The 26,744-nt window shown below is 67.1% G+C and carries 27 protein-coding genes; 9 read left to right on the top strand and 18 right to left on the bottom strand.

Annotated elements, in window-relative coordinates; all coding sequences use genetic code 11:
- Positions 1-93: 93 nt before the first annotated feature.
- The 3 genes from BLM15_RS19840 to BLM15_RS19830 form a co-directional block, all read right to left on the bottom strand.
- Positions 94-1,353, bottom strand: a complete 1,260-nt coding sequence (locus BLM15_RS19840; RefSeq protein WP_126114371.1) for an allantoate amidohydrolase — start codon at positions 1,351-1,353, stop codon at positions 94-96.
- Positions 1,354-1,423: 70 nt separating this feature from the next.
- Complete coding sequence (locus tag BLM15_RS19835) at positions 1,424-2,170, bottom strand: SDR family NAD(P)-dependent oxidoreductase (RefSeq protein ID WP_126114370.1); 747 nt, start codon at positions 2,168-2,170, stop codon at positions 1,424-1,426.
- 214 nt (positions 2,171-2,384) lie between these two features.
- Positions 2,385-3,842: an undecaprenyl-phosphate glucose phosphotransferase gene (locus BLM15_RS19830; protein WP_126114369.1), complete on the bottom strand. Its 1,458-nt coding sequence runs from the start codon at positions 3,840-3,842 to the stop codon at positions 2,385-2,387.
- Positions 3,843-4,196: 354 nt separating this feature from the next.
- Between BLM15_RS19830 and BLM15_RS19825 the strand changes: the two genes are divergently transcribed.
- Positions 4,197-4,997, top strand: coding sequence for a WecB/TagA/CpsF family glycosyltransferase (locus BLM15_RS19825; protein WP_126114368.1), 801 nt, complete (start codon positions 4,197-4,199; stop codon positions 4,995-4,997).
- 6 nt (positions 4,998-5,003) lie between these two features.
- Here the strand turns inward: BLM15_RS19825 and BLM15_RS19820 are convergent, their stop codons facing one another.
- Complete coding sequence (locus BLM15_RS19820; protein ID WP_236846355.1) at positions 5,004-6,131, bottom strand: AbrB family transcriptional regulator; 1,128 nt, start codon at positions 6,129-6,131, stop codon at positions 5,004-5,006.
- Positions 6,132-6,342: 211 nt separating this feature from the next.
- Between BLM15_RS19820 and BLM15_RS19815 the strand changes: the two genes are divergently transcribed.
- Positions 6,343-7,437 carry a DMT family transporter gene (locus BLM15_RS19815; RefSeq protein ID WP_164547582.1) on the top strand — a complete coding sequence of 365 codons (1,095 nt, stop codon included), beginning with the start codon at positions 6,343-6,345 and terminating at the stop codon, positions 7,435-7,437.
- 21 nt (positions 7,438-7,458) lie between these two features.
- Positions 7,459-8,394 carry an acetamidase/formamidase family protein gene (locus BLM15_RS19810; protein ID WP_126114366.1) on the top strand — a complete coding sequence of 312 codons (936 nt, stop codon included), beginning with the start codon at positions 7,459-7,461 and terminating at the stop codon, positions 8,392-8,394.
- Between the two features lie 4 nt (positions 8,395-8,398).
- On the opposite strand, the gene BLM15_RS19805 is transcribed toward BLM15_RS19810, so the two are convergent.
- The 12 genes from BLM15_RS19805 to BLM15_RS19750 all read right to left on the bottom strand — a co-directional run bounded on the left by BLM15_RS19805 (position 8,399) and on the right by BLM15_RS19750 (position 18,578).
- Positions 8,399-9,241: an aldo/keto reductase gene (locus BLM15_RS19805; RefSeq protein WP_126114365.1), complete on the bottom strand. Its 843-nt coding sequence runs from the start codon at positions 9,239-9,241 to the stop codon at positions 8,399-8,401.
- A gap of 17 nt (positions 9,242-9,258) precedes the next feature.
- Positions 9,259-9,672 (bottom strand): hypothetical protein, encoded by a 414-nt coding sequence (locus BLM15_RS19800; protein ID WP_126114364.1) that lies wholly within the window; start codon positions 9,670-9,672, stop codon positions 9,259-9,261.
- Positions 9,673-9,697: 25 nt separating this feature from the next.
- Positions 9,698-11,020 carry a bifunctional folylpolyglutamate synthase/dihydrofolate synthase gene (locus BLM15_RS19795; RefSeq protein WP_126114363.1) on the bottom strand — a complete coding sequence of 441 codons (1,323 nt, stop codon included), beginning with the start codon at positions 11,018-11,020 and terminating at the stop codon, positions 9,698-9,700.
- Between the two features lie 27 nt (positions 11,021-11,047).
- Entirely contained in the window at positions 11,048-11,947 is a 900-nt protein-coding gene (gene accD, locus BLM15_RS19790) for an acetyl-CoA carboxylase, carboxyltransferase subunit beta (protein WP_126114362.1), read from the bottom strand.
- Between the two features lie 27 nt (positions 11,948-11,974).
- A complete protein-coding gene (gene trpA / locus BLM15_RS19785; protein WP_126114361.1) occupies positions 11,975-12,823 on the bottom strand; it encodes a tryptophan synthase subunit alpha in 849 nt (282 codons plus the stop codon).
- A gap of 48 nt (positions 12,824-12,871) precedes the next feature.
- Positions 12,872-13,813, bottom strand: coding sequence for a PLP-dependent cysteine synthase family protein (locus BLM15_RS19780; RefSeq protein ID WP_126114360.1), 942 nt, complete (start codon positions 13,811-13,813; stop codon positions 12,872-12,874).
- Positions 13,814-13,894: 81 nt separating this feature from the next.
- Entirely contained in the window at positions 13,895-14,281 is a 387-nt protein-coding gene (locus BLM15_RS19775) for a DUF488 domain-containing protein (RefSeq protein WP_126114359.1), read from the bottom strand.
- A complete protein-coding gene (locus BLM15_RS19770; RefSeq protein WP_206438546.1) occupies positions 14,278-14,961 on the bottom strand; it encodes a winged helix-turn-helix transcriptional regulator in 684 nt (227 codons plus the stop codon). Before BLM15_RS19770 ends, BLM15_RS19775 begins: the two co-directional genes overlap by 4 nt.
- A gap of 87 nt (positions 14,962-15,048) precedes the next feature.
- Positions 15,049-15,786, bottom strand: coding sequence for an SIMPL domain-containing protein (locus BLM15_RS19765; RefSeq protein ID WP_126114358.1), 738 nt, complete (start codon positions 15,784-15,786; stop codon positions 15,049-15,051).
- A gap of 136 nt (positions 15,787-15,922) precedes the next feature.
- Complete coding sequence (locus BLM15_RS19760) at positions 15,923-16,651, bottom strand: SIMPL domain-containing protein (protein WP_126114357.1); 729 nt, start codon at positions 16,649-16,651, stop codon at positions 15,923-15,925.
- A 29-nt stretch (positions 16,652-16,680) separates the two neighbouring features.
- Positions 16,681-17,898, bottom strand: a complete 1,218-nt coding sequence (gene trpB / locus BLM15_RS19755; protein WP_126114356.1) for a tryptophan synthase subunit beta — start codon at positions 17,896-17,898, stop codon at positions 16,681-16,683.
- A gap of 2 nt (positions 17,899-17,900) precedes the next feature.
- Positions 17,901-18,578, bottom strand: coding sequence for a phosphoribosylanthranilate isomerase (locus BLM15_RS19750; RefSeq protein ID WP_126114355.1), 678 nt, complete (start codon positions 18,576-18,578; stop codon positions 17,901-17,903).
- Between the two features lie 88 nt (positions 18,579-18,666).
- Here BLM15_RS19750 and BLM15_RS19745 point away from each other — a divergent pair, with 88 nt between their 5' ends.
- Positions 18,667-19,962, top strand: coding sequence for a TAXI family TRAP transporter solute-binding subunit (locus tag BLM15_RS19745; RefSeq protein ID WP_126114354.1), 1,296 nt, complete (start codon positions 18,667-18,669; stop codon positions 19,960-19,962).
- 71 nt (positions 19,963-20,033) lie between these two features.
- Positions 20,034-20,369, top strand: a complete 336-nt coding sequence (locus BLM15_RS19740) for a hypothetical protein (RefSeq protein ID WP_126114353.1) — start codon at positions 20,034-20,036, stop codon at positions 20,367-20,369.
- Between the two features lie 7 nt (positions 20,370-20,376).
- Here the strand turns inward: BLM15_RS19740 and BLM15_RS19735 are convergent, their stop codons facing one another.
- Both BLM15_RS19735 and BLM15_RS19730 read right to left on the bottom strand, forming a co-directional pair.
- Positions 20,377-21,282 (bottom strand): NAD(P)/FAD-dependent oxidoreductase, encoded by a 906-nt coding sequence (locus BLM15_RS19735; protein ID WP_126114352.1) that lies wholly within the window; start codon positions 21,280-21,282, stop codon positions 20,377-20,379.
- Positions 21,257-21,718 (bottom strand): Rrf2 family transcriptional regulator, encoded by a 462-nt coding sequence (locus BLM15_RS19730; protein WP_126114351.1) that lies wholly within the window; start codon positions 21,716-21,718, stop codon positions 21,257-21,259. Before BLM15_RS19730 ends, BLM15_RS19735 begins: the two co-directional genes overlap by 26 nt.
- A 193-nt stretch (positions 21,719-21,911) precedes the next feature.
- Between BLM15_RS19730 and typA the strand changes: the two genes are divergently transcribed.
- From typA to BLM15_RS19710, 4 genes are all read left to right on the top strand, one after another.
- The gene (gene typA, locus BLM15_RS19725) at positions 21,912-23,735 is read left to right on the top strand and encodes a translational GTPase TypA (RefSeq protein ID WP_126114350.1); all 1,824 of its coding nucleotides are present in this window, start codon (positions 21,912-21,914) and stop codon (positions 23,733-23,735) included.
- Positions 23,736-23,737: 2 nt separating this feature from the next.
- Positions 23,738-24,307 carry a P-loop NTPase family protein gene (locus tag BLM15_RS19720; protein WP_126114349.1) on the top strand — a complete coding sequence of 190 codons (570 nt, stop codon included), beginning with the start codon at positions 23,738-23,740 and terminating at the stop codon, positions 24,305-24,307.
- 109 nt (positions 24,308-24,416) lie between these two features.
- Positions 24,417-25,355 carry an aldo/keto reductase gene (locus BLM15_RS19715; protein ID WP_126114348.1) on the top strand — a complete coding sequence of 313 codons (939 nt, stop codon included), beginning with the start codon at positions 24,417-24,419 and terminating at the stop codon, positions 25,353-25,355.
- A 155-nt stretch (positions 25,356-25,510) separates the two neighbouring features.
- A complete protein-coding gene (locus BLM15_RS19710; protein ID WP_126114347.1) occupies positions 25,511-26,743 on the top strand; it encodes a COG3904 family protein in 1,233 nt (410 codons plus the stop codon).
- Position 26,744 lies beyond the last annotated feature (1 nt).

Here is a 26,744-nt window from a genome sequence, read left to right as displayed (position 1 = left end):
CGAGGAGTGCAAGCTCCGAAGCAATCCAGGGGCGGCAGAGCTCAACGCCCCCTAGATTGCTTCGCTTCGCTCGCAATGACGGAGTGGTCTGATTCAGCCCTCGCGCCGCGACAGTTCCAATATCGTCTCGATCAGCACGCGGATCGCGATGCCGGCATCAAGCTCGGTCATGTTCTCCAGCGGCGAATGGCTGATGCCCTTCTCGCAGCGTACGAACAGCATGGCCGAGGGGCAGAGCTTGGCCATTTCCATCGCATCGTGACCCGCGCCCGAGGGCAGGCGCCGCGCCGTCAGGTTCGAGCCGGTGCGGGCGATACCGGTGGCGAGCGCTTCCTGCAGGCCCTCGTCCATCGGCACAGCGTCGCCGCGTGAATAGGGCGTGATGGTCAGGCCGACCCCGCGACGTGCCGCGATCTCGGCGAAACGGCGATGGATCTCGCCGTCCATGCTGGCGACGGTCGCGCCCTCCGGAGCGCGGTAATCGATGGTGAAGTCGACCGCGCCCGGCACGACATTGGTGGCGCCGGGATCGGCCCGGAAGACGCCGACCGTGCCGACAGCGCGCTCATGCTCCAGGGCGATCGCCTCCAGGGCGATCGCCATCTCCGCTGCGGCCGCGAGCGCGTCCTTGCGTAGCCGCATCGGCACCGTGCCGGCATGGCCGGCCTCGCCGGTGACGCGGACGCCGGCGCGTCCCTGCGCGGCGATGGCGGTAACGATGCCGACCGCCTCGTTCTCGGCCTCGAGCACCGGGCCCTGCTCGATATGGACCTCGAGATAGGCCTTCACGGAGCCTGGCTTGCGGGCGAGCGCCGCGATCCCCGCCGGATCGCCGCCGAAGGCGATGAGTGCGTCCCGCAGCACGACGCCGTCGGCATCGCGCGCCGCGAGCCAGCTTTGGTCATAGCGGCCGGTCAGTGCCGCCGAGGTCGAGAGCGAGGTCGGGAAACGCACTGTCTCCTCGTCGCCGAAGGCGACCACCTCGACCGCGAAGGGCAGGGTGATGCCGGCATCACGGATCGCCTGCACCGCCAGGATGCCGGCGACGACGCCGAGATTGCCGTCGAAGCGCCCGCCATCGCGGACGGTGTCGATATGCGAGCCGATCAGCACCGCCGGCAGTCCGGGTGCCGCGCCCTCGCGCCGGCCCTGCACCGAGCCGGCGGCGTCGATGAAGGCGGTCAGGCCCGACACCTCCATCGCGCCTTTGACGTATTCCGCGCCCTGCCGATGGGACGGCGAGAGATAGAGCCGCGTCAGCTTGCCCGGCTCGTCGGTGAACCGGTTGAGGCCGGCGAGGGCGGCGAAGGCGCGGGCGCCGAGGACGGCGGGAGAAGGCAGGGGCGTGGTCATGGAATCAAACCTAGCGGGCCGGCCACGGGCATGGCCAGCCCGCTTTAGCGCGGCAGGAGCGATTTGGCTGTCAGTAGGTCGCGCGCCCACCGGACAGATCGAAGACCGCGCCGGTGGTGAAGCTGTTCTCGGCCGAGGCGAGGAATGCGACCATCGAGGCGACTTCGTCAGGCTGCAGGAAGCGTCCGCGCGGGATCTTGGCCAGCATGTAGCCGATATGCTCCTCGCTCATCTGGTCGAAGATCCGGGTGCGGGCGGCGGCCGGGGTGATGCAGTTCACCGCGATGTCCTGCTGCGCCAACTCCTTGCCGAGCGACTTGGTCAGCGCGATCACCGCCGCCTTCGAGGCCGAATAGGCCGAGGCGTTGGGGTTGCCTTCCTTGCCGGCGATCGAGGCGACCAGCACGAGGCGTCCGTAATTACGTTTGATCATGCCGGGGACCACCGCCTGGCAGCAATGCAGTGTGCCGTCGACATTGAGGCGCATGATCTTCGCCCATTCGTCGAGCGGGTATTCCCAGGTCTTCAGATTCGGCCCGGCGATGCCGGCGCTGGTGACGAGGATGTCGACGCTGCCATGGCGCTGCTCCAGCTCGGCTGCGGCGGCATTCACCGCCTTGGCGTCGGTCACGTCGATCGCAAGCCCGCTCGCGGCCGGCCCGATCGCCGCCGCCGCTTCATTGGCGAGCTTGCCGTCGAGATCCCAGATCGCGACCTTGGCGCCGCTGGCGGCGAGACGTTCGGCAACGGCACGGCCGATACCCTGCGCGCCGCCGGTGATGATGGCGACCCTGCCGTTCAAATCGATTTGATTCATTGAAATGACGCCCCTCCCTGGAACTGCGGGCGGACTTTAGCGCAAAGCCGTCCGCCGCAAAGTCGCGGTGGCTCAAGGGAGGGTTGCGTCAGGGCTGGAGCATGTTCCGCAAAAGTGGGAACCGCTTTTGCGATGAGAACCTGCTCCAGCTTTTTGATTTTGCGCGAATTCTTCTCGTTCGACCGATTCCGGTCGAACGGAAAGCGCGCAGTGCTCAGCGCGCGTTGCGAAAGGCGCTCGGGCTGAACACGGTGCGCAACAGGATGCCGAGATCGAGCCAGAACGACCAGTTGTCGATGTACCAGTGATCATAGGCGATACGCCGGGCCATCTTTTCGTCGGTATCGGTCTCGCCCCGCAGGCCGTTGACCTGGGCCCAGCCGGTGATGCCGGGCTTGACGTTGTGACGCCGCGCATAGAGCGCGATCTTGCGCTGGAACTCGCGGTCATGGGCGAGCGCGTGTGGGCGCGGACCGACCAGCGACATCTGCCCGGCGATGACGTTCAGGAGCTGCGGCAGCTCGTCGAGATTGTAGCGCCGCAGGAAACCGCCGATCCGCGTGATGCGCGGATCGTTGCGCGTCGCCTGCCTGACCACCTCGCCATCATCAGTCGTCGTCATCGTGCGGAACTTGAAGATCCGGAACGGCTGCTGGTTGAAACCGTAACGGCGCTGCAGGAACAGCACCGGACCCTTCGAGTCGAGCTTGATCGCAAGCGCGACCAGCAGCAGCAGCGGCAGGCTTGCAACGAGGATCGCGCTCGCGGCGAGGACGTCGAAGACGCGCTTGAATAGGATCTGGACGAAGGACAGGGCCGGGCGCGTCAGCCTGAGCGAGGCGAGCGAGCCGATCCGCACGATATGGGGATTGTCGAAGCGGTCCATGACGCGCTCCGGCGTCAGGTGGATCGCGACCGGCAGGTTCATGAAGGCGTCGATGCAGGCATCGATCGTCTCATGGTCCGACCAGGGCAGGGCGATGAAGACGGCGTCCGGCTTGAGGTCGCGGGCTCTGGCCGACGCCGTGGCGAGGTCGGCGGCGAGGGCCGCGGCGGGATCGTTGATCCGGCGCGAATCGTTGCTGCGCAGGAAGGCGACGTCGACGATCGAGAAGCCGATGTTCCAGGGCTGGTGGCGCGAGACGAAGGACATCACCTCGCTCTCGCGGCCGATCAGGAACACGCGCTCGGAGGTGATCCTGCCGGTTTTCGAGGCCATCGAGATGGTGCGCACGATCGCCGAGCGGGCGAGCGCGATCAGCGGCACGCCGGCGATATAGGTGACGAGGACGACGGCGCGCGAATACTGGTCGTTGACCTTGGCCATGAAGACGATGGCGACGAAGGCGATCATCGCCAGATTCCAGACCGTGAAGGCCGAGGTGATCTGGCCCTTGGTCGAGAGGTAGTTTTCCAGCCGGTAGCGGCCGCGCATCAGATTGGTGAAGACGAAGATCGCGGCGATCATCGAGGCGAGCTCGACGGTGACCTTGTCGTTGCCGAGATGGCGATAGGCGACGAAGTGGTAGACGATCGAGGTGCCACCGACCACGGTCAGGACGGTCACCGCATCGACCAGCGCGGTGATCAGGCCGATCCAGTGGCGCAGCACATTGGCGCGCTGGTCGGCTGCCGTGGTGACTTCATAGTTCAGGTCGTTGACGCTCATCATGCCGCACTCGCTCGGTCATGGGCAGTCCGGATTCGGCACAGGGGATGCGCCGAAAGGCCGCCTCACCCGTCGAGGTGGCAAGGGCGATGCCGTAGAGGCATGAAGCCGGTTTCGCAGAAAATGCGCCGGAATCGGCCCGGATGAACCGGAGTCAGGCGCAGCACGAGCGGAACGCGTCCCATTACGAAACAACCTGCGGGATAGAGGGCCAGCGGAGCGACAAGACCCACTCTCGGATCAGGGAAAGACAGCGTTCATCCTATGGCGGGGTTTCGCTTGACCCTGGCAAGAAACGCAACGAAGACAACAGCCTACGCCGTCAGCATGGCGACGTGTGCGCCAGCAGCGATCGAGATGAACGTCGTTCTCTTCCAGTCTTCGCAGCGACGGGCCGCCCTTTCCGCCCCGCCCGAACCGCCGCGCCGCGACATCGCCGGCGTCCCGGTCGCGGCGCTGACGCATGACGAGGCGCTCGCACTGGTCGGCCATGCTTTCGACGGCGGCGGCCATCTGCATCTGGCCTACTGCAACGCGAACCTCGTCAATATCGCCGCGCGTGATGCCGGCTTGCGCGAGCGTCTCGCCGGCTTCCTGGTCCTGCCCGACGGGATCGGCGTCGATATTGCCTCGCGCCTGCTCTACGGCACGACATTCCCGGCCAATCTCAACGGCACCGACTTCACGCCGGCGATCCTCGCCGCCCGCAGGCGGCCGCTCTCGGTGATGCTGCTCGGCGGCAAGCCGGGCGTCGCCGAGCGCGCCGCGGCGAGGCTGCGCGCCGATTATCCGCAGCATCGCTTCGCAGTCCTGAGCCACGGCTATTTCACGCCGCAGGAGGAGCCCGCTCTGCTGGCGCGGCTCGCGCATGAACGGCCCGATCTTCTGCTGGTCGCCTTCGGCAATCCGCGGCAGGAGCAGTGGATCGCCGATCGCATCGATGCCCGCCACTGCGCGGTCGCGGCCGGGATCGGCGCACTGTTCGACTTCCTCGCCGGCGAGGTGGCACGGGCGCCGGAAACAGTGCGCGCCCTGCGGCTGGAATGGATCTATCGGCTCTGGCTCGAGCCGCGCCGGCTCTGGCGGCGCTATGTCGTCGGTAATCCCGCCTTCCTGATGCGCGTGCTGCGCCAGAAGCTGGCAGGGCGCAGCGCCTGAGAGCGCCTAGGATTTCTTCCCGACGATGACGCCGAAGAGCGGGCCGGCGCCGATCATCACCAGGAAGACCCTGATGATGTGATGGGCCGCGACGAAGGCGACCTCGGTGTGCAGCGCCAGTGCGATCAGGCTCATCTCGGCAAGGCCGCCGGGCGAGTAGGCCAGGATCAGCGGCACCGGCTTGTAGCTCGAGACATGCGCCACCGCGAAGGCGAAGATCAGGGTCAGCACGACCAAGATCACGGTCGAGCCGAGCGAGAGCAGGAGGATGCGCAGGATCGCCTGCGGCGGCGTGCCGACAAAACGGCAGCCGATGGTGACGCCGAGGATCAGCTGGGCGACGTTGACGATCTCGTAGGGCGGCACGGAATCGCTGAGGCCGACGAGGTGCACGGCGGCCGAGACCAGCATCGGCCCGAGTAACTGCTTCGCCGGCAGCCGCAACGCATGGGCGAGCATCACCCCGGCGATTGCACTGGCGACCAGCCAAAACCAGCCCAGCGCCGATGTCTGGAACATCGACGGGCCCTGGTTGCGGTTGATGCCGAGCGAGACGCCTTCGAGCCATTGCACGATGAAGGGCAGCGTCATCACCACCAGCAGGATGCGGGCCGAATGGATCAGCGCGATGGTGCGGGCATCGCCGCCCTTCTCCTCGCCGGTGATCACCATCTCGACGAGGCCGCCCGGCATGCCGGAGAAGAAGGCCGTCACGGGATCGTAGCCGGCGACCCGGCGGAAATAGGTGACGCAGCATAGGCCGCAGGCGACCATGAACAGCACGAGCCCGCCGAGCGTCGGCAGCCAGTTCGGCATTTGCGCGACGATCTCCGGCTTGAAGCCGGAGCCGAGCAGTACGCCGATCACCGCCGACATCGGCGGGCGGATCACTGATGGCGCCGCCACCGGCGTGCGGGCGATCGCAGCCGCAGTGCAGAACACCATCGAGCCCAGCATCCAGGGCAGCGGCAGGCGGTAATAAGCGAAGAGCCAGCCGCCGAGCGTGCCGAGCGCGAGGGCGAAGAGGAAACGGCGCCAGGGAAAGCGTCGGGGCGATAGTTCGCTGATGCCGTTGACCGCATCCCTCAGCAGATCCCGCATCGCCCCGATCACCTCCCTGAGACGCATGCGCATGGCACCGTCACGGCGCTGCTATACGCCATCCGCATGGCGATGACAGGGCGTTGTCGGCATGGCGCCTTTGCCCTCTTGGCGGAGCGAGCGGATGTGGCGGCAACCCCGCCATGCTCGCAAGCCACTGACGAACGGGCAGAAAATCAGCGACAGTCAAGTCCTGCAGATATCTGATAGGCCGTCGGCGTCTTCCGCCCGGCTCGGGGCAGCCATGAGCGAAGACCGCCTTTCGGAAGCGATCGGTCGCGGCAGCGAAGGCATCGGCTTGGCCGAAGCGCTGCCTGTTTCGGCCGACGAGGACGCAAGTCCGACAGAGCCTCCCGAATCGCGCGGTCTCGAACGGCCGCTGCCGCCCGTTCTCTCCACCCCCTCTCGCGAGAGCTGGCTCGCGACCCGCCGCAATCGCGCCGGTTTGTGGTGGCGCAGGGCGAGCCCCAACCTGCGCGGCACCGTCTATATGATCACGGCGCTGCTGGTTTACGCGGTGATGGTCGGCGCTTTCAAACATCTGGGCACGGCGATCCCGCTGGTCGAGACGCTGATGATCCGCCAGATCATCATGAGCGCCGTGATCGTCGCCATCGCCGGCCGCGGCCTGAAGCGGGCATTGAAGACCGACCGGCCCGGCCTGCAGATCTTCCGCGGCTTGATCACGCTGGCCTCGATGCTCTGCGGCTTCAGCGCCCTCATCCACATTCCGCTGGCCCAGGCGACTTCGATCAGCTTCAGCCAAGTGCTGTTCGTCACCGTCGCGGCCGTGCTGATCCTGAAGGAGCGCGTCGACCGGGCGCGTTGGGTCGCGACCGTCCTTGGCTTTGCCGGCGTACTGATCATGCTGAACCCGTCGGCGGATGGGTTGAATTTCTGGGCGCTGATGTCGCTTTGCGGTGCGTTGTTCGGCGCCGGCATCACCATCAGCGTGCGCATACTCGGCACCAGCGAGCGGACCGAAACGATCCTGATCTATCAGGGCCTGGTGCTGATGGTCGTCCTCGCTTGGCCGGCCTTCACCTTCTGGGTCTGGCCGACACCGGAGCAATGGTTCTGGCTGGTGCTGCTCAGCCTGTTCGGCACTGCAGGGCAGTGGCTGATCACCAAGGCCTATCAGGTCGGCGAGGCGTCGGCGCTGGCACCGCTCGATTTCAGCCGCCTGATCTTGGCGGTTTTCACCGGCTTCGTCTTCTTCGCCGAGATCCCGACGCTGACGACACTCATCGGTGCCGCCATCGTCATCGGCGCGACGCTCTACACCATGCGCCGCAATGCCCGAGGCAGGATTGGCGCCGATCTCTCCACCCCGCCCTGACGCTCAAGCCACGAGACGCCCATGACGCATCATCAGCTCGATGCTTCCCTCGCCACCTGCCATTGGGGCTATTTCGACGCCGGGTTGAAGCCGGTGCTGGAGATCGACAGCGGCGACAGCGTCACCATCCGCACCGTCACCGGTGGCCCCGCCCACTTGCCGGAAGGCAATGCGACGATCCCGCCGGAGATCCACGAGATCCACGCCAAGGCCGAGCGCATGGTGCCCGGCCACATCCTCACCGGTCCGATCGCGATCAGGGGCGCCAAGCCTGGCCAGGTGCTGGAAGTGCAGATCAGGAGCGTCAAGCCGCGCACCGATTTCGGCTACACCATGTTCCGCCCGCTCGGCGGCACGCTGCCGGACGAGTTCGATTATCACGCCTTCCGCTACATCCATCTCGACCGTGAGCGGAACATCGCCAATCTGCCCTGGGGCATGGAATTGCCGCTTGCGCCCTTCTTTGGCGTGATGGGCACGGCGCCGCCGGCCCATTGGGGGCGGGTGACCTCGCTGATCCCGCGCGCCTTCGGCGGCAACATCGACAACAAGGAATTGGGCGCCGGCGCGACGCTCTACTTGCCTGTGTTCGTCGAGGGCGCGCTGTTCTCATGCGGCGACGGCCATGGCGCGCAGGGCGACGGCGAGGTCTGCATCACCGCGATCGAGACGGCACTGGAAGGCACCTTCGAATTCCATCTGCGCGAGGATCTCTCCTTCGCCATGCCGCGGGGCGAGACCAGAACCCATCACATCACCATGGGCATCGATCCCGATCTCGACATCTGTGCGAAAGACGCGCTGCGTGAGATGATCGGCCTGATTACTGCGCGGACGAAGCTGACGCGGGACGAGGCCTATATGCTCTGCAGCCTCGCCGCGGACCTGCGCGTGACCCAGACGGTCAACGGCTCCAAGGGCATCCACTGCATGCTGCCGAAGAGCCTGGTGCCCTGAGCGGCTACAACATCGGCAGACCGCGCGGCTTCGGTCCGCGCGGGAAGGCGGCGTCGAGCCGGGCGATATCCTCGTCACCGAGCTGCAGCGCGAGCGCGCCGGCATTATCCTCAGCATGACCAGCCTTCGCCGCTTTCGGGATGGCGAAGACGCAAGGCTTGCGCGTCAGGAAGGCGAGCGCGACCTGACGCGGGCTTGCGCCATGGGCGGCGGCGATCTCGGCCAGCACCTTGCCCTGCGCCGAGTGCCCTTCCGGGAAATCGTCTTGCCCGAACGGGCTGTAGGCGGTGACGGCGACGCCGTTGCGCTCGCACCACGGGATCACCGCATGCTCGATCGCCCGTTCGCGCAGGTGATAGAGGACCTGGTTGCAGGCGATCCTGCCCGGGCCGGCGAGCTTCAGTGCCTCGTCGAGATCTGGGACGTCGAAATTGCTGACGCCCCAGGACAGTATCTTGCCCTCGGCCCGGAGGTCCTCGAACGCCGCGAAGGTCTCGGCCAGCGGGTATGAACCGCGCCAGTGCAGAAGGTAGCAGTCGAGCCGATCCGTTTTCAGCCGCTTCAGTGATTGCTCGCAGGCCTTGCGGGTTCCGGCCTTGGAGGCGTTGTGCGGCAGCACCTTCGAGACCAGGAAAACCTCGTCGCGTCGCCCGGCGATCGCTTCGCCGGTGATCTCCTCGGCGCGGCCATCGCCATACATCTCGGCGCTGTCGATATGGGAGAGTCCAAGATCGAGCCCGCGTCGCAGCGCCGCGATTGCCTCGCCGCGCGGCGCGCGCTCGATGTTCCAGGTGCCCTGGCCAATTCGCGAGACCGCTGGACCGCCTTTGCCGAATGCCTGTGTCATTGCGCTCACCCTGTCGTTCAGCGGACCTCGACCTCGTAACGGCCATGACGGATTTCGCCGTCGGAATAGCGCACGCGCACCTCGAAACTGTCACGGCCGCGATAATCGGAGTTCGAGGTGTATTCGAAGGCGAGCGCTTTCCCGACCTTGCCGTCGCAATGCTGGTGGGCTCCAGGGCCATAGACCGCCTTGGCCTTGCGCGTCAGCATCCGGACCGTGCCGTGCTGCGGCTTCTGCGTCAGCACGGCGGTCGGCCGCTTCACCTGCCGGCAACGCTTGTCCATGGTCATGTAGGTCTGCTGCATGAAGGTCGGCTCGCCGGCGACGGCGCGGTCGATGCCGTCGTTACCTGCATCGCCCGAGGTCACGCAGCCTCCGAGCGCGCTGCAGAGCAGGATGAGGCCCAGCGTCATCATTCCGGGTACGGGCATGGCTCTCCTCGCGGCGCGGGGCCGATCACACCGGCGGCGTGCCGTTGGCCGCCAGAACCTCGCCGGCGAGATAGAGCGAGCCGCAGATCAGGATGCGCGGCGGCGCCGGCCAGCTCCGCGATGCGATCTCCCGCAGTGCCTGTTCCACCGAGCCTGCGACCTCGGCCTTGAGGCCCGCTTCGCGCGCCAGCGTCGCGACCTCGTCGGCGGAGCGAGCCGCGAGCTGGTTCTGCATGGATACGGCGAAGAGGCCCTGCGCCAGCCCCTTGAAATGGCCGAGCGTGGCGCGCGCATCCTTGGTCGCGAGCAGGCCGGCGATCATGACGAGTGGCGCCGGGTTCTTCTCTTCGAGATCGGCCATCGCCTGAGCAAGGACGCGACCGCCATCGGGATTATGGCCGCCATCGAGCCAGAGTTCGGCGCCGGGGGGTGCGAGCTCGGCCAGCCTGCCGCGTGCCAGGCGCTGCAGGCGCGCCGGCCATTCCGCCTCGGTCATGCCGCGCTCGAAGGCGGAGGCCGGCAGGCCGCCATAACCGGCGGCGCGCAAGGCCGCGATCGCGGTGCCGGCATTGATGTGCTGATGGCGCCCGGCGAGGCGCGGCAGCGGCAGGTCGAGCAGGCCGTCGCCATCTTCATAGACCAGCCGGCCGCTATCCTCGTGGACGCTGAAGTCCTGCATCCCGACCAGGATCTTCGACGCTCCCGCGCGTTCGGCTGCCGCTTCCAGCACGGCGGTCGGCTCCGGCTCTTGTGGCGCGATCACCGCCGGGGCGCCGCGCTTGAAGATGCCAGCCTTCTCGCCGGCGATCTTGGTGACGGTGTCACCGAGATATTCGGAATGGTCGAGCGAGACAGGTGTCACCACCGTGCAAGCGGGATGATCGATCACGTTGGTGGTGTCGTAGCGTCCGCCGAGCCCGACCTCGAGCAGGACGACATCGGCCTTGTGCTCGGCAAAGAGCAGCAGGGCAGCCGTGGTGGTGATCTCGAAGAAGGTGATGGAATCGCCGGCATTCGCCTTCTCGCAGCGCTCCAGCGCCTCGACCAGCACGGCCTCGTCGACGAAGCGTCCGCCGCCGGGCTGCCCCAGCCGGATGCGCTCATGGAAGCGCACCAGATGCGGCGAGGTGTAGACATGGACCGACAGTCCGGCAGCTTCGAGAATCGCTCGCATGAAGGCGATGGTCGAGCCCTTGCCGTTGGTGCCGGCGACATGGATCACCGGCGGCAGCGTCTTCTGCGGGTCGCCCAGCCGTTCGAGCAGACGCAAGATGCGTCCGAGCGAGAGGTCGATCAGCTTGGGATGCAGCGCGAGGAAGCGCGCCAGCAGGAGGTCGGATGTGCTCATGCGGGACCGGCTCCGGCCGGCGAGTTATCAGACGGCGGCGGCCGGCAGCGGCTCGGGTTCTGGGGCGTTGACGGCTGGCAGCTTCTGCTTGGTCAGGAGTCGGCCGAGCCGCGCCAGCGTCGCCGGGATCTGGTGGCGGTGCACGACCATGTCGACCATGCCGTGATCCTTGAGATACTCCGAGCGCTGGAAGCCCTCGGGCAGCTTCTCGCGGATCGTCTGCTCGATCACGCGCGGGCCGGCGAAGCCGATCAGCGCGCCCGGTTCGGCGATGTGGACATCACCCAGCATGGCGTAGGAGGCAGTGACGCCACCGGTGGTCGGGTTGGTCAGTACGACGAAATAGGGCAGGCCGGCCTTGCGCAGCATGCGGGTCGCAACGGTGGTGCGCGGCAATTGCATCAGCGAGAGGATGCCTTCCTGCATGCGCGCCCCGCCCGAGGCGGCGAAGACGACATAGGGCGTCTTCTTCTCGAGCGCCGTCTCGGCGCCCTTGATGAAGGCTTCGCCGGCGGCCATGCCGAGCGAGCCACCCATGAAGTGGAAATCCTGCACCGCGATCGTCATCGGCAGGCCCTGGACGCGGCCATAGCCGACCTTGAAGGCGTCGGCCGCTCCGGTCTTGGTGCGGGCGTCCTTGAGCCGGTCGACATAGCGCTTCTCGTCGCGGAACTTGAGCGGATCGGCAACCGCCTCCGGCAACGGCACGTCGACCCACTTGCCCTCGTCGAAGGTCAGCCGCAGGCGGTCCTGCGCGGTGACACGCATGTGGTGGTCGGAGCCGGGAATGACGAAGCCGTTGGCCTCGACGTCCTTATGGAAGACCATTTGCCCGGAATCCGGGCACTTGATCCAGAGATTCTCCGGGGTCTCGCGCTTGAACAGCGTCTTGATGCGCGGACGGACGACTTCGGAAATCCAGTTCATCGGATCATCCTTGAATTACGCAGGCGCTCAGGCCGCGGCCTTGGCGACCGAGCGGACGCCGGCCGCGAGCTCGGAGACCAGCGAGGTGACAGCCGAAACCGTCTTTTCCGTGGCCTTGCCTTCGGCGTCGAGCGAGAGCCGGACGCGCTCGACCAGGGCCGAGCCGACAACCACGCCGTCGGCGCCCTTGGCGATCGCGATCGCATCCGCCGGCGTCTTGACGCCGAAGCCGACCGCGACCGGCAGTTTCGTGTGCTGCTTGATCCGGGTGACCGCCGCGCCGACCGCGTCGTAATTCGCGATCGCGCCGCCGGTCACGCCGGTCATCGAGACGTAATAGACGAAGCCGGAGGTGTTCTGCAGCACGCGTGGCAGGCGCTTGTCGTCGGTGGTCGGCGTCGCCAGGCGGATGAAGCTCACGCCCGCGGCGAGCGCCGGCAGGCAGAGTTCCTGGTCTTCCTCAGGCGGCAGGTCGACGACGATCAGTCCATCGATTCCGGCGATGCGGGCATCCCTGAGGAAGGCGTCGACGCCATAGGCCCAGATCGGATTGTAGTAGCCCATCAGCACGACCGGCGTGTCGTGTCCGGCCTTGCGGAAAGCCGCGACCATGGCGAGCGTCTTCTTCAGCGTCTGCCCGGCCTTTAGTGCACGCTGGCCCGCGAGCTGGACCGGCACGCCGTCGGCCATCGGATCGGTGAAAGGCACTCCGAGCTCGATGATGTCGGCGCCAGCCGCAGGCAAGGCGTTCAGGATGGCGCTGCCGGTATCGAAATCAGGATCGCCGGCGGTGACATAGGTCACCAGCGCTGCCCGGCCATCCCTGGCGCAGGCGGCAAAGCGGGCTTCGATGCGAGCTTGTCCGGTCTCAGTCATGCCGGAGCGGTTAGCATGGCCGCGCCCGGCTGGCGAGAGGGCGCGGGTTCAGGCCGGGACTGCCAGCGCGGCGCGGTAGCTGCCGAAATACTTCATGCCGGTGTCGCACATCACGCCGACCACCGTCGCGCCTGGTCCGAGCTGCTCGGCGAGCCTTAAGGCGGCGATGACGTTGGCTCCGGCGGAGAGTCCGGCGAACAGCCCCTCCTCACGCGCCAGCCTGAGCGCCATCGCCTGTGCTTCCTGCGTCGAGACCTGCTCGATCGCATCGGCAGTATCGTCCTGCCAGAGCGGCACGACGAAGCCCGCGCCGATGCCGTCGATCTTGTGCGCACCGGGCGGGCCGCCGGAGAGCACCGGCGATTCCGCCGGCTCGACGGCGGCGATGCGGATGCTGTCCTTTCGGGCGCGCAGGCCGGCGGCGATGCCGCGCAGCGAGGCGGCGGTGCCGACGCTCTGGACGAAGCCGTCGATGTGTCCGCCCGTCTGTTCCCAGATCTCCGCCGCCATCGCCTCATAGGCGGAAAGCTGGTCGCGGTTCTTCATCTGGTCGGTCCAGAAGGCGCCGGTCTCCCCGGCGATCACGCCCGCCGTCGCGATCATGTCGCGGGTCAGTTTCTCCGTCATCTTGCCGCTCTCGCTTTCGATCACGGTCAGCTTCGCCCCGAGGATCGCCATGTGGTCGAGCTTTTCGCGGCTGAAGGCATCCGAGGTGACAATGCGCAGGGGATGGCGCTTCACCGCGCAGACCAGCGCCAGCGACACCCCGGTGCTGCCGCCGGTATATTCGACCACCGCCCCGCCCGGCTGTAATCGTCCATCCGCCTCGGCGGCCTCGATCATCGCGAGCGCCATCCGGTCCTTCATGCTGCCGGTCGGGTTCTCACTTTCGAGCTTGAGCAGGACGCGGGCGCCATTTGCCGGCGCGATGTGGCGCAGCGCGACGAGCGAGGTCTTGCCGATGCGGTCGAGAATGGTGGGTTGAGTCATGCGGCGGTCCCTTCGGGCGAGAGGCTTTCCGCCTTCTCGCCCGAAAGCCGGATCCAGTCAGGTCCGAAATCCGGACCGCCCTCAGGCGAGCTTGGCGCCGCGTTCGGCCAGCAGGGCCCGCAGCACCGAGCGGTGGCAATGGGCCTCGTCCTCGCAATAGCAGCCGACCGAAAAGTCGCTGCCATGCGACAGGGTCGCCAGCAGGTCGAGCGCATGGCGCGGCGCCGGCTCGGCCATCTCGGCCTTGAAGGCGCGAGTGAAGCCGGCCCAGTCCTTCTCGCTCTCGGCGGCCTTGGCCTGCGCCATCAGCTCCGGCGTCGGCGACAGCACCGGGAACCAGACGTCGAACCAGTTCTCGCTGGCATAGCGCTCCTTCGGCACGCCGCGCGGCACGCGCCGGACCGTGCCGATGCGCGTGCCCTCGGCGGGATCGCGCTCCGTGCCGAGGCGGACGATGCGGATACTCATGCGCTTGCTCTTTCATCGCGGCGCGCCGGCGCGACGCCGGCGAAGAGGTAGAGCTCGAACCAGCCCGGAAACGCCCGGATCAGCTCGCGCGGTCCCGATAGCGACAGGCCAAGGCGGTTGCTTCCAGCAAAGCTGACATCGCCGCGCCACCAGGCGACCAGCGCAGGCAGCGGGCCGCGCAAGGTAAGTGTCTCGGGAAAGCCCGGGTTCTGACTGCAGAACGAGGCTTCGGTGCGCTTGAGCAGCAGAAAGCGCAGCGGGTGGCCCGCGATCTCGAAGCGGATGACCAGCGGGTCGTCCGGCAGCGCTACGAAGCGCACGCGCCGCTGCATATCGACCAGCAACGGCTCGAGGTCGAGGTCTTCCTGCTCGGCATGGCGCGGCAGCCAGCGCTGGCCCCAGGCGCCCATCGCCTTGACCAGTTCGGCGAGCTCCAGCCCGGCTTCGGTCAGCCCGTAGTCCGGTCCGGTGGCACCTTCGCTGCGGCGGAGCGCACCTGCGGCGACCAGCGCCTGCAATCGCTCCGACAGCATCGTCTTGGAGATGCGTGGAATGCCGCGGCGGATGTCGTTGAAGCGGCTCGCGCCGCAGAGGATCTCGCGGACGATCAGCAGGGTCCAGCGCCCGCCGAGCGTCTCATGGGCGCGCGCCATCGCGCAGAACTGGCCATAGCTGGTCATGGTCCCAGCCTAGCATGAGTTGGATGCCGGTGCGGTCCGAAATCCGGACCGCACCATTTGCCGCCCTCCGCTCGGAGGGAGGCTGATTTACTTCTCGATCCGCCAGACCGTGCGCAGCGCGGCGCTGACGGTGACCTCGCCCGGCTCGACCTGGACCGGCGCGGCCCCGGCTGCCATGCGGTAGGAGCGCGTATCGGCCATCGGCCGCACCGGGGGCTCGGCTTCCGCCTCGACGATCGAGACGAGCTCGCCGACCTTGACGCCGAGGCGCTTGGCATAGATCTCGGCGCGGGCGCGCGCGGCTTCCGCTGCCTTGTCGCGGGCCTGGTCCTTGGCCTTGTCCTCGTCGGCGAGGCCGAAGCTGATGCCGGACATGTCGTTGGCGCCGGCAGCGACGAGGGCGTCGATCAGCGGGCCGGCCTTGGCGAGATCGCGCACGATCACGGCGATGCCGGTGCGGGCCTCGTAGCCGTCGATCTTGGGGGCGCGCGCCTGCGGCGAGGACGAGGCCGAAGGCTGCGTCATCCGCGGTGTCAGCGCGATCTGCGAGGTAGAGAGGTCGCCCTGGGCGACGCCGGCCGCCTTCACCGCCTCGATCAGCTTGGCAAGCGCCGGGGTGTTCTTCGACAGTGCTTCCGCCGCGGTCTTGCCCTCGCTGACCACGCCGGCCTGGACGGTAGCAAGATCGGGCTTCACCCTGACTTCGCCGGTGGTCTGGATCACGATGCCTTCCGCCGGCGCGAGCGGTCCAGGGACTTGCGCCTGGACGGGAGCGGCGAGCGCCGCGAGCGCGGCGATGAGCAGGGCCTTCTTGGTCTTCGACATGATCGTCCTTCGCTGAGGAATAGTCCGCAGAAGCGGGGACCGCTCCTGCGATCAGACCATTCACAACCTATTGGGGCAGCATCAGGACGATGCGTGTCACCGCGCCGGCTTTTCGAGGGCGGGCCGGCCAGGACGCCTATTTCTTAATCTGCCAGACTGTCTGCACCGAAGCCTTCACCGCGATCTCCCCAGGTTCGACCATCAGTGGTGTTACAGTCCCTGGGGCGGCTTTCCGGCTAGGTAGATCGAACATGACGTTATCGTCAGCCATGGAATATTCAGTTTCCGTGATCGAGATCAGCTCACCCAGTTGCAGGCCCAGCGCCTCTGCATAGAGCGAGGCTCTCTCCTTCGCCGCTTGGGCTGCCATGCGCCGGGCCTCGTTCTTGGCCTTGCCCGGTTCAGTCAAGGCGAAGGTCAGGCTCGAAATGGAGTTGGAGCCGGATTTGACGAGGTCGTCCACGAGCGGGCCGGGTTTCGTCAGGTCTCTGACAATGATTTCCAGCTCGGTGCGGGCCTCATAGCCGTCGATTGCCGGCGCTGCGCGTGGCGCGCCCGGGTTCAGCGCGGGCTGGGTATATTTGGGGTTGATTCTGAGCTGCGACGTCGTGACATCGACGGAAGCGATCCCGTACTTCCGCACGATCTCAACGGCGCGATTGATCGCAGGCCGGTTCTTCGAGAGAGCCTCATCGGCCGTCCTGCCTTCGGTCACGACGCCCGCGCGGATGATCGCGATCTCCGGTCGCAGCCGTACGATGCCTTCGGAATTGATGAAGATGCCTTGCTTGGAGATTTCGTTCGTTTGCGCGAAGCCGGGGCTCGCAAAGACACATAGGAACGCAAGCGCAAGCAGACGCTTCATCGATACCCCCAACCGATCCGGCGCTCAGATCAGCGCCCCGCCAGAATCTCCGCCACCTGCGGGATATCCTTGTCGCCGCGGCCGGAGAGGTTGACGACCATCAGATGGTCCTTCGGCTTTTTCGGGGCGAGTTCGGCGACGCGGGCCAACGCATGCGCCGATTCCAGCGCGGGGATGATGCCTTCGAGCTTGGAGATCAGCTGGAAGGCTTCGAGCGCCTCCTCGTCCGTCGCCGAGAGATAGGTGGCGCGGCCGGTCTCGTGCAGCCAGGAGTGCTCCGGGCCGATGCCGGGATAGTCGAGCCCGGCCGAGATCGAATGGGCGTCGTTGATCTGCCCGTCCTCGTTCATCAGCAGATAGGTGCGGTTGCCGTGCAGCACGCCAGGGCGCCCGCCGGTCAGCGAGGCCGCGTGCAGGCCGGACGGAATGCCGTGGCCGGCGGCCTCGACGCCGTAGATCTCGACGCTCTTGTCGTCGAGGAAGGGGTGGAACAGCCCCATCGCGTTGGAGCCGCCGCCGATGCAGGCGACGAGTGAATCCGGCAGGCGGCCCTCGAGTTCCTGCATCTGCACGCGGGTCTCGTTGCCGATGACGCACTGGAAGTCTCGCACCATCGCCGGATAGGGATGCGGGCCGGCGACCGTGCCGATGCAATAGAAGGTCGACGCGACATTGGTCACCCAATCGCGCAGCGCCTCGTTCATCGCGTCCTTCAGCGTCTTGGTGCCGGATTCGACCGGCACCACGGTTGCGCCGAGCATCTGCATGCGGAAGACGTTCGGCGCCTGCCGGGCGACATCGACCGCGCCCATGTAGACGATGCATTCGAGCCCGTAGCGGGCACAAAGCGTCGCGGTCGCGACGCCGTGCTGGCCGGCGCCGGTCTCGGCGATGATCCGCTTCTTGCCCATGCGCCGGGCGAGCAGGATCTGGCCGAGCACATTGTTAACCTTGTGCGAGCCGGTGTGGTTCAGCTCCTCGCGCTTCAGGTAGACCTTGGCGCCGCCGAAATGCTCGGTCAGCCGCTCGGCGAAATAGAGCGGCGAGGGCCGGCCGACATAATGCTTCAGCCCATAGGCGGTCTCGGCATGATAGGCTGGATCGGCCTTGGCGGCGTTGTAGGCCTGCTCCAGCTCGAGGATCAGCGGCATCAGCGTTTCGGCGACGAAGCGGCCGCCGAACTGGCCGAAGCGGCCATTCTCGTCCGGCCCGTTCCGGAAGCTGTTCGGTGCGTGCGGCGCGTTCATGCCTAGCTTGCCTTCTTCAACTGTGCAGCTGCCGAACGGGCAGCCCTGACGAATTCCGCGATCTTCTCGACATCCTTGATGCCGGGCGCGCTTTCGACCCCGGAGGAGACGTCGACGCCGGCCGGCCTAGTGATGCGGATGGCCTCCGCGACATTCGCCGGATCGAGCCCGCCCGATAGCATGAAGCGGAAAGCCGGGTCGAGACCGGCGAGCAGGCCCCAGTCGAAGGGCCGGCCATGCCCACCCGGGTAGGCCGCATCCTTCGGCGGCTTGGCGTCGAGCAGGATGCGATCGGCGACGCCGTGATAGAGCGCGACCTGGTCGAGATCGGCGGCGCTGGCGACGCCGAGCGCCTTCATCACCGGCAGGCCGGTCGCGGCCTTGATCGCGGCGACCTGTTCCGGCGTCTCCTTGCCGTGCAACTGCACCCAGTCCGGCTTTACAATCTTGGCAAGTTCGGCCGCCTGCTGCGGCTCGTAGTCGACGACCAGCGCGACGACTATCGTCCTGCCACGCGCCTGGACAGCGAGTCCGGCGGCTTGCGCGGGCGTGACATAGCGCGGGCTCTTCGGATGGAAATTGAGGCCGATCATCTCGGCGCCGGCGGTGAGCGCCGCCTCCAGCGTCTCCGGAGTCGAGAGGCCGCAGATCTTGATCGGGAAGGCATCGTCGCGTGTCATGCGGGCGCTCTAGCACATAGCCCTTGCTGCCGCACTCGTGACATGATGCCGATCGAAACCGGCAGTGCGGGGCGAGAGCGGGCGAGGAATGGGGCGGCGTTTCTTTGCAGGTCTGGCTGCGTTCCTGCTGATGGCCGGCCTCGTCGCGCTCGGCGTCTATATGTGGAGCCAGCCCAGGACGCTGAAGCTCGCGGTCGGCCCGCTCGGCTCGGACGATGCCAGGCTTGCCGCCGCCCTCGTCCAAGGGCTCAGCCGCGAGAAGAAGCCGGTGCGCCTGCGTCTCGTCCTGACCGAGGGCTCGGCCGAGAGCGCGCGGGCGATCGACGCCGGCAAGGTCGATCTCGCCATCGTCCGTCCCGATGTCGCCCTGCCGGCCAAGGCCGATACGGCGCTGATCACCCGCCGATCCTTCCCCTTCTTCATCGGCTCCAAGGATCTGGGCACCGACCGGATCTCGGGTCTGCGCGGCAAACGCATCGGCGTGGTACGTGCGCCATCGGGCAATCTCGATTTGCTGACACTCGTGCTCTCGCAATATGAGGTCTCGCCGGAGGCGGTGACCATCGTTCCGCTCGGGCCGGAGGATGTCTCCGCCGCCATCGCGGATGGCCATATCGACGTGCTCTTTGCCGTCAACGTGCTGAACGCCCGCGTCGTCACCGAGGTCGGCATGCGCCTGCACCGGGCTTTCGGCGAGAATCCGACCATCATTCCGATCCGTGAGGCCGATGCGCTCGCCGCCCGCAACCGCGCGATCGAGAGCGGCGAGATCGTTCGCGGTGCGCTCGGCGGCGACCCACCGCTGCCGGCCGAGAACCTGCCGAGCATCTCGATCACCTCGCGCCTGATGGCGGCGCAATCGCTCGACGACGCCAGGGTTGGCGAACTCGTCGGCGCGATCCTGTCATTGCGCGTGTCTCTCGCCGCCGACCTGCCGGCGATCCAGGGGCTGGAGACGCCCGAGACCGATAAGGACGCGCCGCTCGCCGTGCATACCGGTGCGGCGGCCTTCATCGATGGCGAGCAGGAGACCTTTTTCGAGCGCTATGGCGACTGGTTCTATCTCGGCGTGATGGCGCTCTCGCTGATCGGCTCCGGCGCGGCTGGCCTGCTCGGCTATGGCAGCTCGACGCGCCGCAAGCGGGCGATGGCGGATCTCAGCCGTCTCGTCGTCCTGCTCGGAGCGATGCGCACCGCGGCCGACGAGCCGGAGCTTTCGGCGATGGAGCACGAGGCCGACGCCATCCTCGCCGGGGTGCTGGCGAACTATGCGCGCGGCGACATCGATTCCGGCGGGATCGGCGCCTATCGCTTCGCCATGGACCAGCTCGGCCGTGCAGCGACCGAACGGCGTATCGTCCTGGCCGAAGCGGGGGCGGAGTGATCAGCTTTATTCCTGCCGCAAAGCCGGGTCATGCGAGTGGCGCGGCCGCCCGACAGCTCGAGACCCCCTGCATGACCTCCGCTCTGACCTCGCTCCTCCTCGGAACGCTGCTCGCGATCTCCACCATAGCGCCGCTCCAGGCCCAGGCTCCCGAGAATTGGCCAAAGGTGAAATGCGAGCGCTGGCGCAGCGCCTATGACGAGGCGCTCAAGCGCTTCGGCAAGAAGGGGCTGGGGCAGGAGTTCCTTGCCGGCAACGAGGCCTTCATCGCCTCGGGTTGCCAGAACCCGCCGGATGTCTGCCCGCGCAGCGCCGAGGAGCTAAACTTCGCCAATGTCATGGTGATGGCGGGCATGAACGCCGGGGTATCCTCGACCTTCATGCCCTTCGCCTGCCGGAAGTCCTAGGCCGGTTTTAGAGCAGCGACATGTGCAGGCCGGTCCCGGCGACGACGCCGTCGGCGACGGCGAGCGCGACGCTGTGCCGGGCGGTTGCGGCATCGCCCGCCGCATAGACGCCGGCGATGCTGGTCTGCTTCATGCCGTCGACGCGCAGCAGCGGGCCGAAGGGGCCAGTGTCGAAGGCGCAGCCGAGTTCCTCTGCCAGCGGGCTCGCTGGGCAGATGCCGGCGGCGACGAACAGCGCCTTGACCGGCGCCAGCCGGCCATCGGCGAGGCGCAGGCCCGCCATCGCCGTCCCTTCGCCTTCGGCTGCCACGATCGGAGCACGCTCGATCGCGACGCCGCGCCGCTTCAGCAGCGCGGTCGCTTCCGCGTCGGGCTCGGCCTCGCCGTTGAGAAACAGCGTGACCTCGCCCCAATCGGCGACGAGCGCCGCCTTCAGGGCCGAGAACGAGCCGCTCGCCAGTACGCCGAGTTTGCCGCCGCCGAGCTCGTAGCCGTCGCAATAGGGACAATGCAGCACGCTCTTGCCCCAGCGCTCCCTGAGGCCGGGGATCGCGGGCAGTTCGTCGCGCACGCCCGTCGCGAGCAGGAGACGGCGCGCCCGGTGCTGTTCGCCGCCGGAATCCGCGACCGCAAAACCGTCTTCCTTGACGTGAGCAGCATCCGCCTTGGCATCGCGCCAGGCGACGGTCGGATAGGCCAGGAGCTGTGCCTTCGCCTCGGCGACGATCGCCGTCGGCTCGCGCCCGTCCTGGCCGAGGAAGCCGTGCGAATGGCTGGAGAAGCGATTGCGCCGCTGGCCTTCGTCGATCACAAGGATGTTGCGGCGTGCCCGTGCCAGCTGCAGTCCGGCCGAGAGGCCGGCGAAACTGCCGCCGACGATGATGGCGTCATAGGGCTTTGTCGTGCTTGGCATAGGTCTGTCTCCGTTCGTCGAAGCGGCGGCTGAAATCCGCCGCGAGATCGGACAGCCGCACCCGGTCGAAATGACCTGCGAGCAACGCCTCGGCCTCGGCGAAGGCCTCGCCCAGCGCCGCGTTGACTGCCTGCTCGACCAGGCATTGCGGGTTCTCGCTGCGATGGCCGAGCGCGATCAAGGCGGGCTCGCCGAGCGCGCGGTGGACGTCGCCGAGCGTGATCGCATCGAGCGCGCGCGCCAGCGTCCAGCCACCGCCATGGCCCTTCTCGGAATGCACCAGCCCGGTTTCGCGCAAGCCCGCCATGGTGCGGCGGATCACGACCGGATTGGTGCCGAGGCAGACGGCGAGTTCTTCCGAGGTCATCGGGGTGCCGCGATCGGCCATGTGCAACAGCACGTGCAGGGTGGCTGAGAGGCGGCTGTCCTGTTTCATGTAACTTTCAATGTTACATGATTGGGTATCTGTCAAGCGCCCCGCGAAGCACGGGCATCGCCCGGTTTCGGTTGCCCAAACGGCGTCGAGGGTTTATGTGCAGCGCAACGAATTCCAGATTCACTCAAGGCACAGGCTGAGCCGGCCGGGGTTTCCCTGCCGGCTTGCGGTCATGAAACAAGGCCCATTCCGCATGTCCATGCGCAACATCGCCATCATCGCCCACGTCGACCATGGCAAGACCACGCTGGTCGACAAGCTGCTGCAGCAGTCCGGCGCCTTCCGCGAGAACCAGCGCGTCGCCGAGCGGGTGATGGATTCGAACGACCTCGAAAAGGAGCGCGGCATCACCATCTTGGCCAAGGCCACCTCGGTGGTCTGGAAGGATACGCGCATCAACATCGTCGACACCCCCGGCCACGCCGATTTCGGCGGCGAGGTCGAACGCATCCTGAACATGGTCGATTCGGCGATCGTGCTGGTCGACGCCGCCGAGGGCCCGATGCCGCAGACCAAGTTCGTGGTCTCCAAGGCGCTGAAGCTCGGCCTTCGCCCGATCGTCGCGATCAACAAGGTCGACAAGCCCGACGCTCGCGTCACCGAGGTGATCAACGAGGTCTTCGACCTCTTCGCCGCGCTCGACGCCAGCGACGAGCAGCTAGATTTTCCGATCCTCTACGGCTCGGGCAAGCAGGGCTGGATGGCGCCCTCGCCGGAAGGTCCGCAGGACCAGGGCCTGGCGCCGATGTACGACCTGATCCTGAAGCATGTGCCGGAGCCGCGCATCGAGGAGGGGCCGTTCCGGATGATCGGTACCTTGCTCGAGGCCAATCCCTATCTCGGCCGGATCATCACCGGTCGCGTCGTCTCGGGCACGGCCAAGCCGAACCAGACCATCAAGGTTCTCTCGGGCGACGGCAGCACCGTCGAGACCGGCCGCATCACCAAGATCCTGGCGTTCCGCGGGCTTGAGCGCACGCCGATCGAGGAAGCCATTCCCGGCGACATCGTCTCGATCGCCGGCCTGGTCAAAGGCTCGGTCGCCGACACCTTCTGCGACCCCAGTGTCGACACCCCGATCAAGGCCCAGCCGATCGATCCGCCGACGGTGTCGATGACCTTCATGGTCAACGATTCCCCGCTCGCCGGCACCGAGGGCGACAAGGTCACCACCCGCGTCATCCGCGACCGCCTATTCAAGGAGGCCGAGGGCAATGTCGCGCTGAAGATCGAGGAAGCCTCGGACAAGGACAGCTACATCGTCTCCGGCCGCGGCGAACTGCAGCTCGCCATCCTGATCGAGACCATGCGCCGCGAGGGCTTCGAGCTCGGCGTCTCGCGTCCGCGCGTCGTGCTGAAGCGCGATGAATCAGGCCAGCTGCTGGAGCCGATCGAGGAGGTCGTGATCGACGTCGACGAGGAGCATTCCGGCGTCGTCGTGCAGAAGATGTCCGAGCGCAAGGCCGACATGCTGGAGATGCGCCCCTCTGGCGGCAATCGCCTGCGCCTCGTCTTCCACGCTCCGACCCGCGGCCTGATCGGCTACCAGGGCGAATTGCTCACCGACACGCGCGGCACGGCGATCATGAACCGGCTGTTCCACGACTATCTTCCCTACAAGGGCGAGATCGGCGGACGCCGCAACGGCGTGCTAATCGCGATGGAGACCGGCGAGGCCGTCGCCTACGCGCTCTGGAACCTCGAAGACCGTGGCCCGATGATGATCGAGCCGGGCTGGAAGGTCTATCAGGGCATGATCGTCGGCGAGCACACCCGCGAGAACGATCTCGAGGTGAACGTGCTCAAGGGCAAGAAGCTCACCAACATCCGTACGACGTCGAAGGACGAGGCCGTCCGCCTGACGCCGCCGATCCGGATGACGCTGGAGCGTTCGCTCGCCTGGATCGACGACGACGAGCTGGTCGAGGTCACGCCGAAGTCGATCCGCCTGCGCAAGGGCATTCTCGATCCCAACGAGCGCAAGCGCTCGCAGAAGCAGAAGGCCGAGGTCGCCTGAGTTTGGCTGGGGCCGACGCCCCGGTCGAGATCCTGCTGATCACCGGCCCGGCCGGGATCGGCAAGTCGACCTTGTGCTGGGAGATGGGCGATGTGCTGGCTGAGGCCGGCATCGCCCATGCCGCGATTGAGAGCGATGAGCTCGACCGCGTCTTCCCCAAGCCCGGTGCGGAGGACCTCGCTCCCCTGGCGCCCGGCGCCCGCGACGTCAGCCAGCTTAATCTCGCCGCGCTCTGGGGCACTTATCGCGCGCTTGGCCACACCCGCCTGATCATGTCGGGCGTGATGCTCCATGTCGGTTTCGACAAAAGCTGGATCCTCGCAGCCATCCCGGAGGCTCGGATCACCGTGGTGCGTTTGCGGGGGAGCGAAGCAAGCTTGCTCGAACGGCTCGACCGCCGCGAGGCGGGCGCGAGCCGCGAGGCCCAGGTTGAACGCTCGCTGCGGCAGGCGAAGCGCATGGCGGCCCAAGCAACGGACGGTTTCGTGGTCGTCGACACCGACGGCCGCTCTCCGACAGAGCTGGCGCGCGAGGTGCTCGACAAGGTCGGCTGGCTGGGAAGCTCTGGCTGACAAGACCGCACTGTTCGGTCATCGCGCACCCGCCCTGCAGCAGGCGCGATTGTCTCTCGCTCTCGGCTCTGCTCCCTTGCGCTCCGCTATCAAGGGGAAGGATGTCACCATGCAGTTCCGCAATCTCGGCCGCTCCGGCCTGCGCGTCTCGCTCATCGGCCTCGGTTGCAACAATTTCGGCGGCCGGATTGATCTGGATGCGGCGCGCAAGGTCGTCGACGCGGCGATCGAACATGGCATCACCCTGTTCGACACCGCCGACATCTACGGCAATCGCGGCGGCTCGGAGCTCGCGCTGGGCGAACTGCTGGGCGCCCGCCGCAAGGACATCGTGCTCGCCAGCAAGTTCGGCATGAACATGGATGAGGAGGGCGTGAAGAAGGGCGGCTCGCGGCGCTACATCATCGAGGCGGTCGAGGCCTCGCTGAAGCGAATGAAGACCGACTGGATCGACCTTTACCAGTTGCACCGGCCTGACCCGCTCACCCCGATCGCCGAGACGCTGCGCGCGCTCGAGGACCTGATCCGCCAGGGCAAGATCCGCTATATCGGCTGCTCGAACCTGCCGTCCTGGCAAGTCGCCGACGCCTATTGGACGGCCAAGACGCTCGGCATCGAGGCCTTCGCCTCGGCGCAGGACGAGTACAGCCTGCTGGTGCGCGGCGCCGAGAAGGAGCTAATCCCGGCTGCCAGCCATTTCGGCATGGGCCTGCTCCCTTATTTCCCGCTGGCCAACGGCCTCCTCACCGGCAAGTACCAGCGTGGCGCCCCGATGCCGGAGGGCGCGCGCATGACCCGCGAGGCGCAGCGCGCCGGCGAGGTGCTGACCGAGGCGAACTGGGGTAAGACCGAGAAGCTCGCCGCTTTCTGCGAAGCGCGCGGCCGGACGCTACTGGAGCTCGCCTTCTCCTGGCTGGTCGCCCAGCCGGTCGTCTCCAGCGTCATCGCCGGCGCGACCAAGCCGGAGCAGATCGCTGCCAACGTCAAGGCAGCCGACTGGGCGCTGACCCCGGAGGAGCTGGCCGAGATCGACGCGATCACAGGCTGAAATCCGCCGCGAGAGCGCCTCAAAGAAGCCCAACGGCCAAGCGAGATCGTTAACCCTATCCCCCTGCCCATGCGACGGGGCAGGGAGGCTGTTGTCAAATCCTCGCGCCTAGGGCTTCCTTGCGTCGAACTGCGCCGGAGAACGCTGGTTTCGTGATGCGTATCGTTTCCCTTCTGGCTCTGGCTCTTTCGCTGCTCGCCCTGCCGGCGGTGGCGCAGGACAAGCCTGCCGCGGCGCCGCAGCCGGAGCCGATGCGCATCGTAGTGACGCGCAGCGCCGAACCCTGCGAGCCCGATTGCCGCGAATGGCTTGCCGCCCAGGGCGCGATCACCAAGGACACGCTCGCTGAGCTACGCCGTGCGATCGCCGAGCTCAACGGGCGCAAGCTGCCGGTGCTGGTCTACTCGACCGGCGGTACGGTCGAGATTGCGATCGCCATGGGCGAACTCATCCGCAAGAGCGGTCTCGACATTGCGGTCGCCCGCACCGTCTTCACCCAGCGTGATCCGGCGCTCGGCACGATCGACGAGCGCAGCCCGCTCTGCGCCTCCGCCTGCACGCTCTTCCTCGCCGGAGGGCAACGCCGGATCATCCCGTCGCAATCGCGCATCGGCGTGCACCAGCAGACCATCGTCGAGACCGAGACGACGACGGTGCGCGACTACAGGGTCGTGCGCGGGCGCAGGGAGCTGGTCGACGAGAGGACGGAGACGCGGACGGTCAAGCAGGAGCAGGCGACCGGCGAAATCGACGCCAAGATGAGACGCTATCTCGACACCATGGGTCTCGACCGCTCCTTCATCGAGGTGACGGTGTCGACGCCGGCCGACACGATGCGCTACCTCAAGCCCGATGAGATGCTCGCGACCACGATCGCGACGGAACTCGGCTCGGCGGCGCTCGCCTTCTCCAGCCTGCGCTCCGGATTGGCGCCTGGCGCGCCTGCCGGCTTGAACGCTGCGCCGGTGGTTCCTGCGACACTCACCGCGCCGGCGACCCCGATCGGTTCGGTCGAGCTTGGTCCGCATCGCGGCGGCACCTTGCGACTGGCACTCGCCGTCGCCGAAGGGCGCTACCAGCAGACGGCAGCCCTGCAGTTCCATCTCTTCATCGGCCAGGCCGCTCTTCCGACACGGCTGCGGACCGTCACGATCACCCTGCCGGGGAGCCCGCTGATCGTCGCCTCCAACGAGGATGGTACCGCGCCCGATGGACCGATGACGGCCGAGATTCAGCGCGAATTCCTGTGCCGTCTGACGGATCGGAGCTCGGTCTTCCTGCGTGTCGATCCGCCGGCCGAGGAGAGCAGTCCTGCCAGCTGGCAGCGCACCGGGACTGCCGCCGAGGTGCTGCGCCTGCCCGCCATGCGTGCCGCTCTCTGCCGCTAGA

The sequence above is a fragment of the Bosea sp. Tri-49 genome (assembly GCF_003952665.1).
Taxonomy (GTDB): domain Bacteria; phylum Pseudomonadota; class Alphaproteobacteria; order Rhizobiales; family Beijerinckiaceae; genus Allobosea.
The sequence above is the reverse complement of the archived record's forward strand: the minus strand, read 5'-3'. Positions and strand labels throughout refer to the sequence as shown.

Excerpts from the sequence above, each read along its gene's own strand:
- BLM15_RS19840 (WP_126114371.1), bottom strand. The coding sequence starts at position 1,353 with ATGACCACGCCCCTGCCTTCTCCCGCCGTCCTCGGCGCCCGCGCCTTC.
- BLM15_RS19835 (WP_126114370.1), bottom strand. The coding sequence starts at position 2,170 with ATGAATCAAATCGATTTGAACGGCAGGGTCGCCATCATCACCGGCGGC.
- BLM15_RS19830 (WP_126114369.1), bottom strand. The coding sequence starts at position 3,842 with ATGATGAGCGTCAACGACCTGAACTATGAAGTCACCACGGCAGCCGAC.
- BLM15_RS19825 (WP_126114368.1), top strand. The coding sequence starts at position 4,197 with ATGAACGTCGTTCTCTTCCAGTCTTCGCAGCGACGGGCCGCCCTTTCC.
- BLM15_RS19820 (WP_236846355.1), bottom strand. The coding sequence starts at position 6,131 with ATGCGCATGCGTCTCAGGGAGGTGATCGGGGCGATGCGGGATCTGCTG.
- BLM15_RS19815 (WP_164547582.1), top strand. The coding sequence starts at position 6,343 with ATGAGCGAAGACCGCCTTTCGGAAGCGATCGGTCGCGGCAGCGAAGGC.
- BLM15_RS19810 (WP_126114366.1), top strand. The coding sequence starts at position 7,459 with ATGACGCATCATCAGCTCGATGCTTCCCTCGCCACCTGCCATTGGGGC.
- BLM15_RS19805 (WP_126114365.1), bottom strand. The coding sequence starts at position 9,241 with ATGACACAGGCATTCGGCAAAGGCGGTCCAGCGGTCTCGCGAATTGGC.
- BLM15_RS19800 (WP_126114364.1), bottom strand. The coding sequence starts at position 9,672 with ATGCCCGTACCCGGAATGATGACGCTGGGCCTCATCCTGCTCTGCAGC.
- BLM15_RS19795 (WP_126114363.1), bottom strand. The coding sequence starts at position 11,020 with ATGAGCACATCCGACCTCCTGCTGGCGCGCTTCCTCGCGCTGCATCCC.
- accD (WP_126114362.1), bottom strand. The coding sequence starts at position 11,947 with ATGAACTGGATTTCCGAAGTCGTCCGTCCGCGCATCAAGACGCTGTTC.
- trpA (WP_126114361.1), bottom strand. The coding sequence starts at position 12,823 with ATGACTGAGACCGGACAAGCTCGCATCGAAGCCCGCTTTGCCGCCTGC.
- BLM15_RS19780 (WP_126114360.1), bottom strand. The coding sequence starts at position 13,813 with ATGACTCAACCCACCATTCTCGACCGCATCGGCAAGACCTCGCTCGTC.
- BLM15_RS19775 (WP_126114359.1), bottom strand. The coding sequence starts at position 14,281 with ATGAGTATCCGCATCGTCCGCCTCGGCACGGAGCGCGATCCCGCCGAG.
- BLM15_RS19770 (WP_206438546.1), bottom strand. The coding sequence starts at position 14,961 with ATGACCAGCTATGGCCAGTTCTGCGCGATGGCGCGCGCCCATGAGACG.
- BLM15_RS19765 (WP_126114358.1), bottom strand. The coding sequence starts at position 15,786 with ATGTCGAAGACCAAGAAGGCCCTGCTCATCGCCGCGCTCGCGGCGCTC.
- BLM15_RS19760 (WP_126114357.1), bottom strand. The coding sequence starts at position 16,651 with ATGAAGCGTCTGCTTGCGCTTGCGTTCCTATGTGTCTTTGCGAGCCCC.
- trpB (WP_126114356.1), bottom strand. The coding sequence starts at position 17,898 with ATGAACGCGCCGCACGCACCGAACAGCTTCCGGAACGGGCCGGACGAG.
- BLM15_RS19750 (WP_126114355.1), bottom strand. The coding sequence starts at position 18,578 with ATGACACGCGACGATGCCTTCCCGATCAAGATCTGCGGCCTCTCGACT.
- BLM15_RS19745 (WP_126114354.1), top strand. The coding sequence starts at position 18,667 with ATGGGGCGGCGTTTCTTTGCAGGTCTGGCTGCGTTCCTGCTGATGGCC.
- BLM15_RS19740 (WP_126114353.1), top strand. The coding sequence starts at position 20,034 with ATGACCTCCGCTCTGACCTCGCTCCTCCTCGGAACGCTGCTCGCGATC.
- BLM15_RS19735 (WP_126114352.1), bottom strand. The coding sequence starts at position 21,282 with ATGCCAAGCACGACAAAGCCCTATGACGCCATCATCGTCGGCGGCAGT.
- BLM15_RS19730 (WP_126114351.1), bottom strand. The coding sequence starts at position 21,718 with ATGAAACAGGACAGCCGCCTCTCAGCCACCCTGCACGTGCTGTTGCAC.
- typA (WP_126114350.1), top strand. The coding sequence starts at position 21,912 with ATGTCCATGCGCAACATCGCCATCATCGCCCACGTCGACCATGGCAAG.
- BLM15_RS19715 (WP_126114348.1), top strand. The coding sequence starts at position 24,417 with ATGCAGTTCCGCAATCTCGGCCGCTCCGGCCTGCGCGTCTCGCTCATC.
- BLM15_RS19710 (WP_126114347.1), top strand. The coding sequence starts at position 25,511 with ATGCGTATCGTTTCCCTTCTGGCTCTGGCTCTTTCGCTGCTCGCCCTG.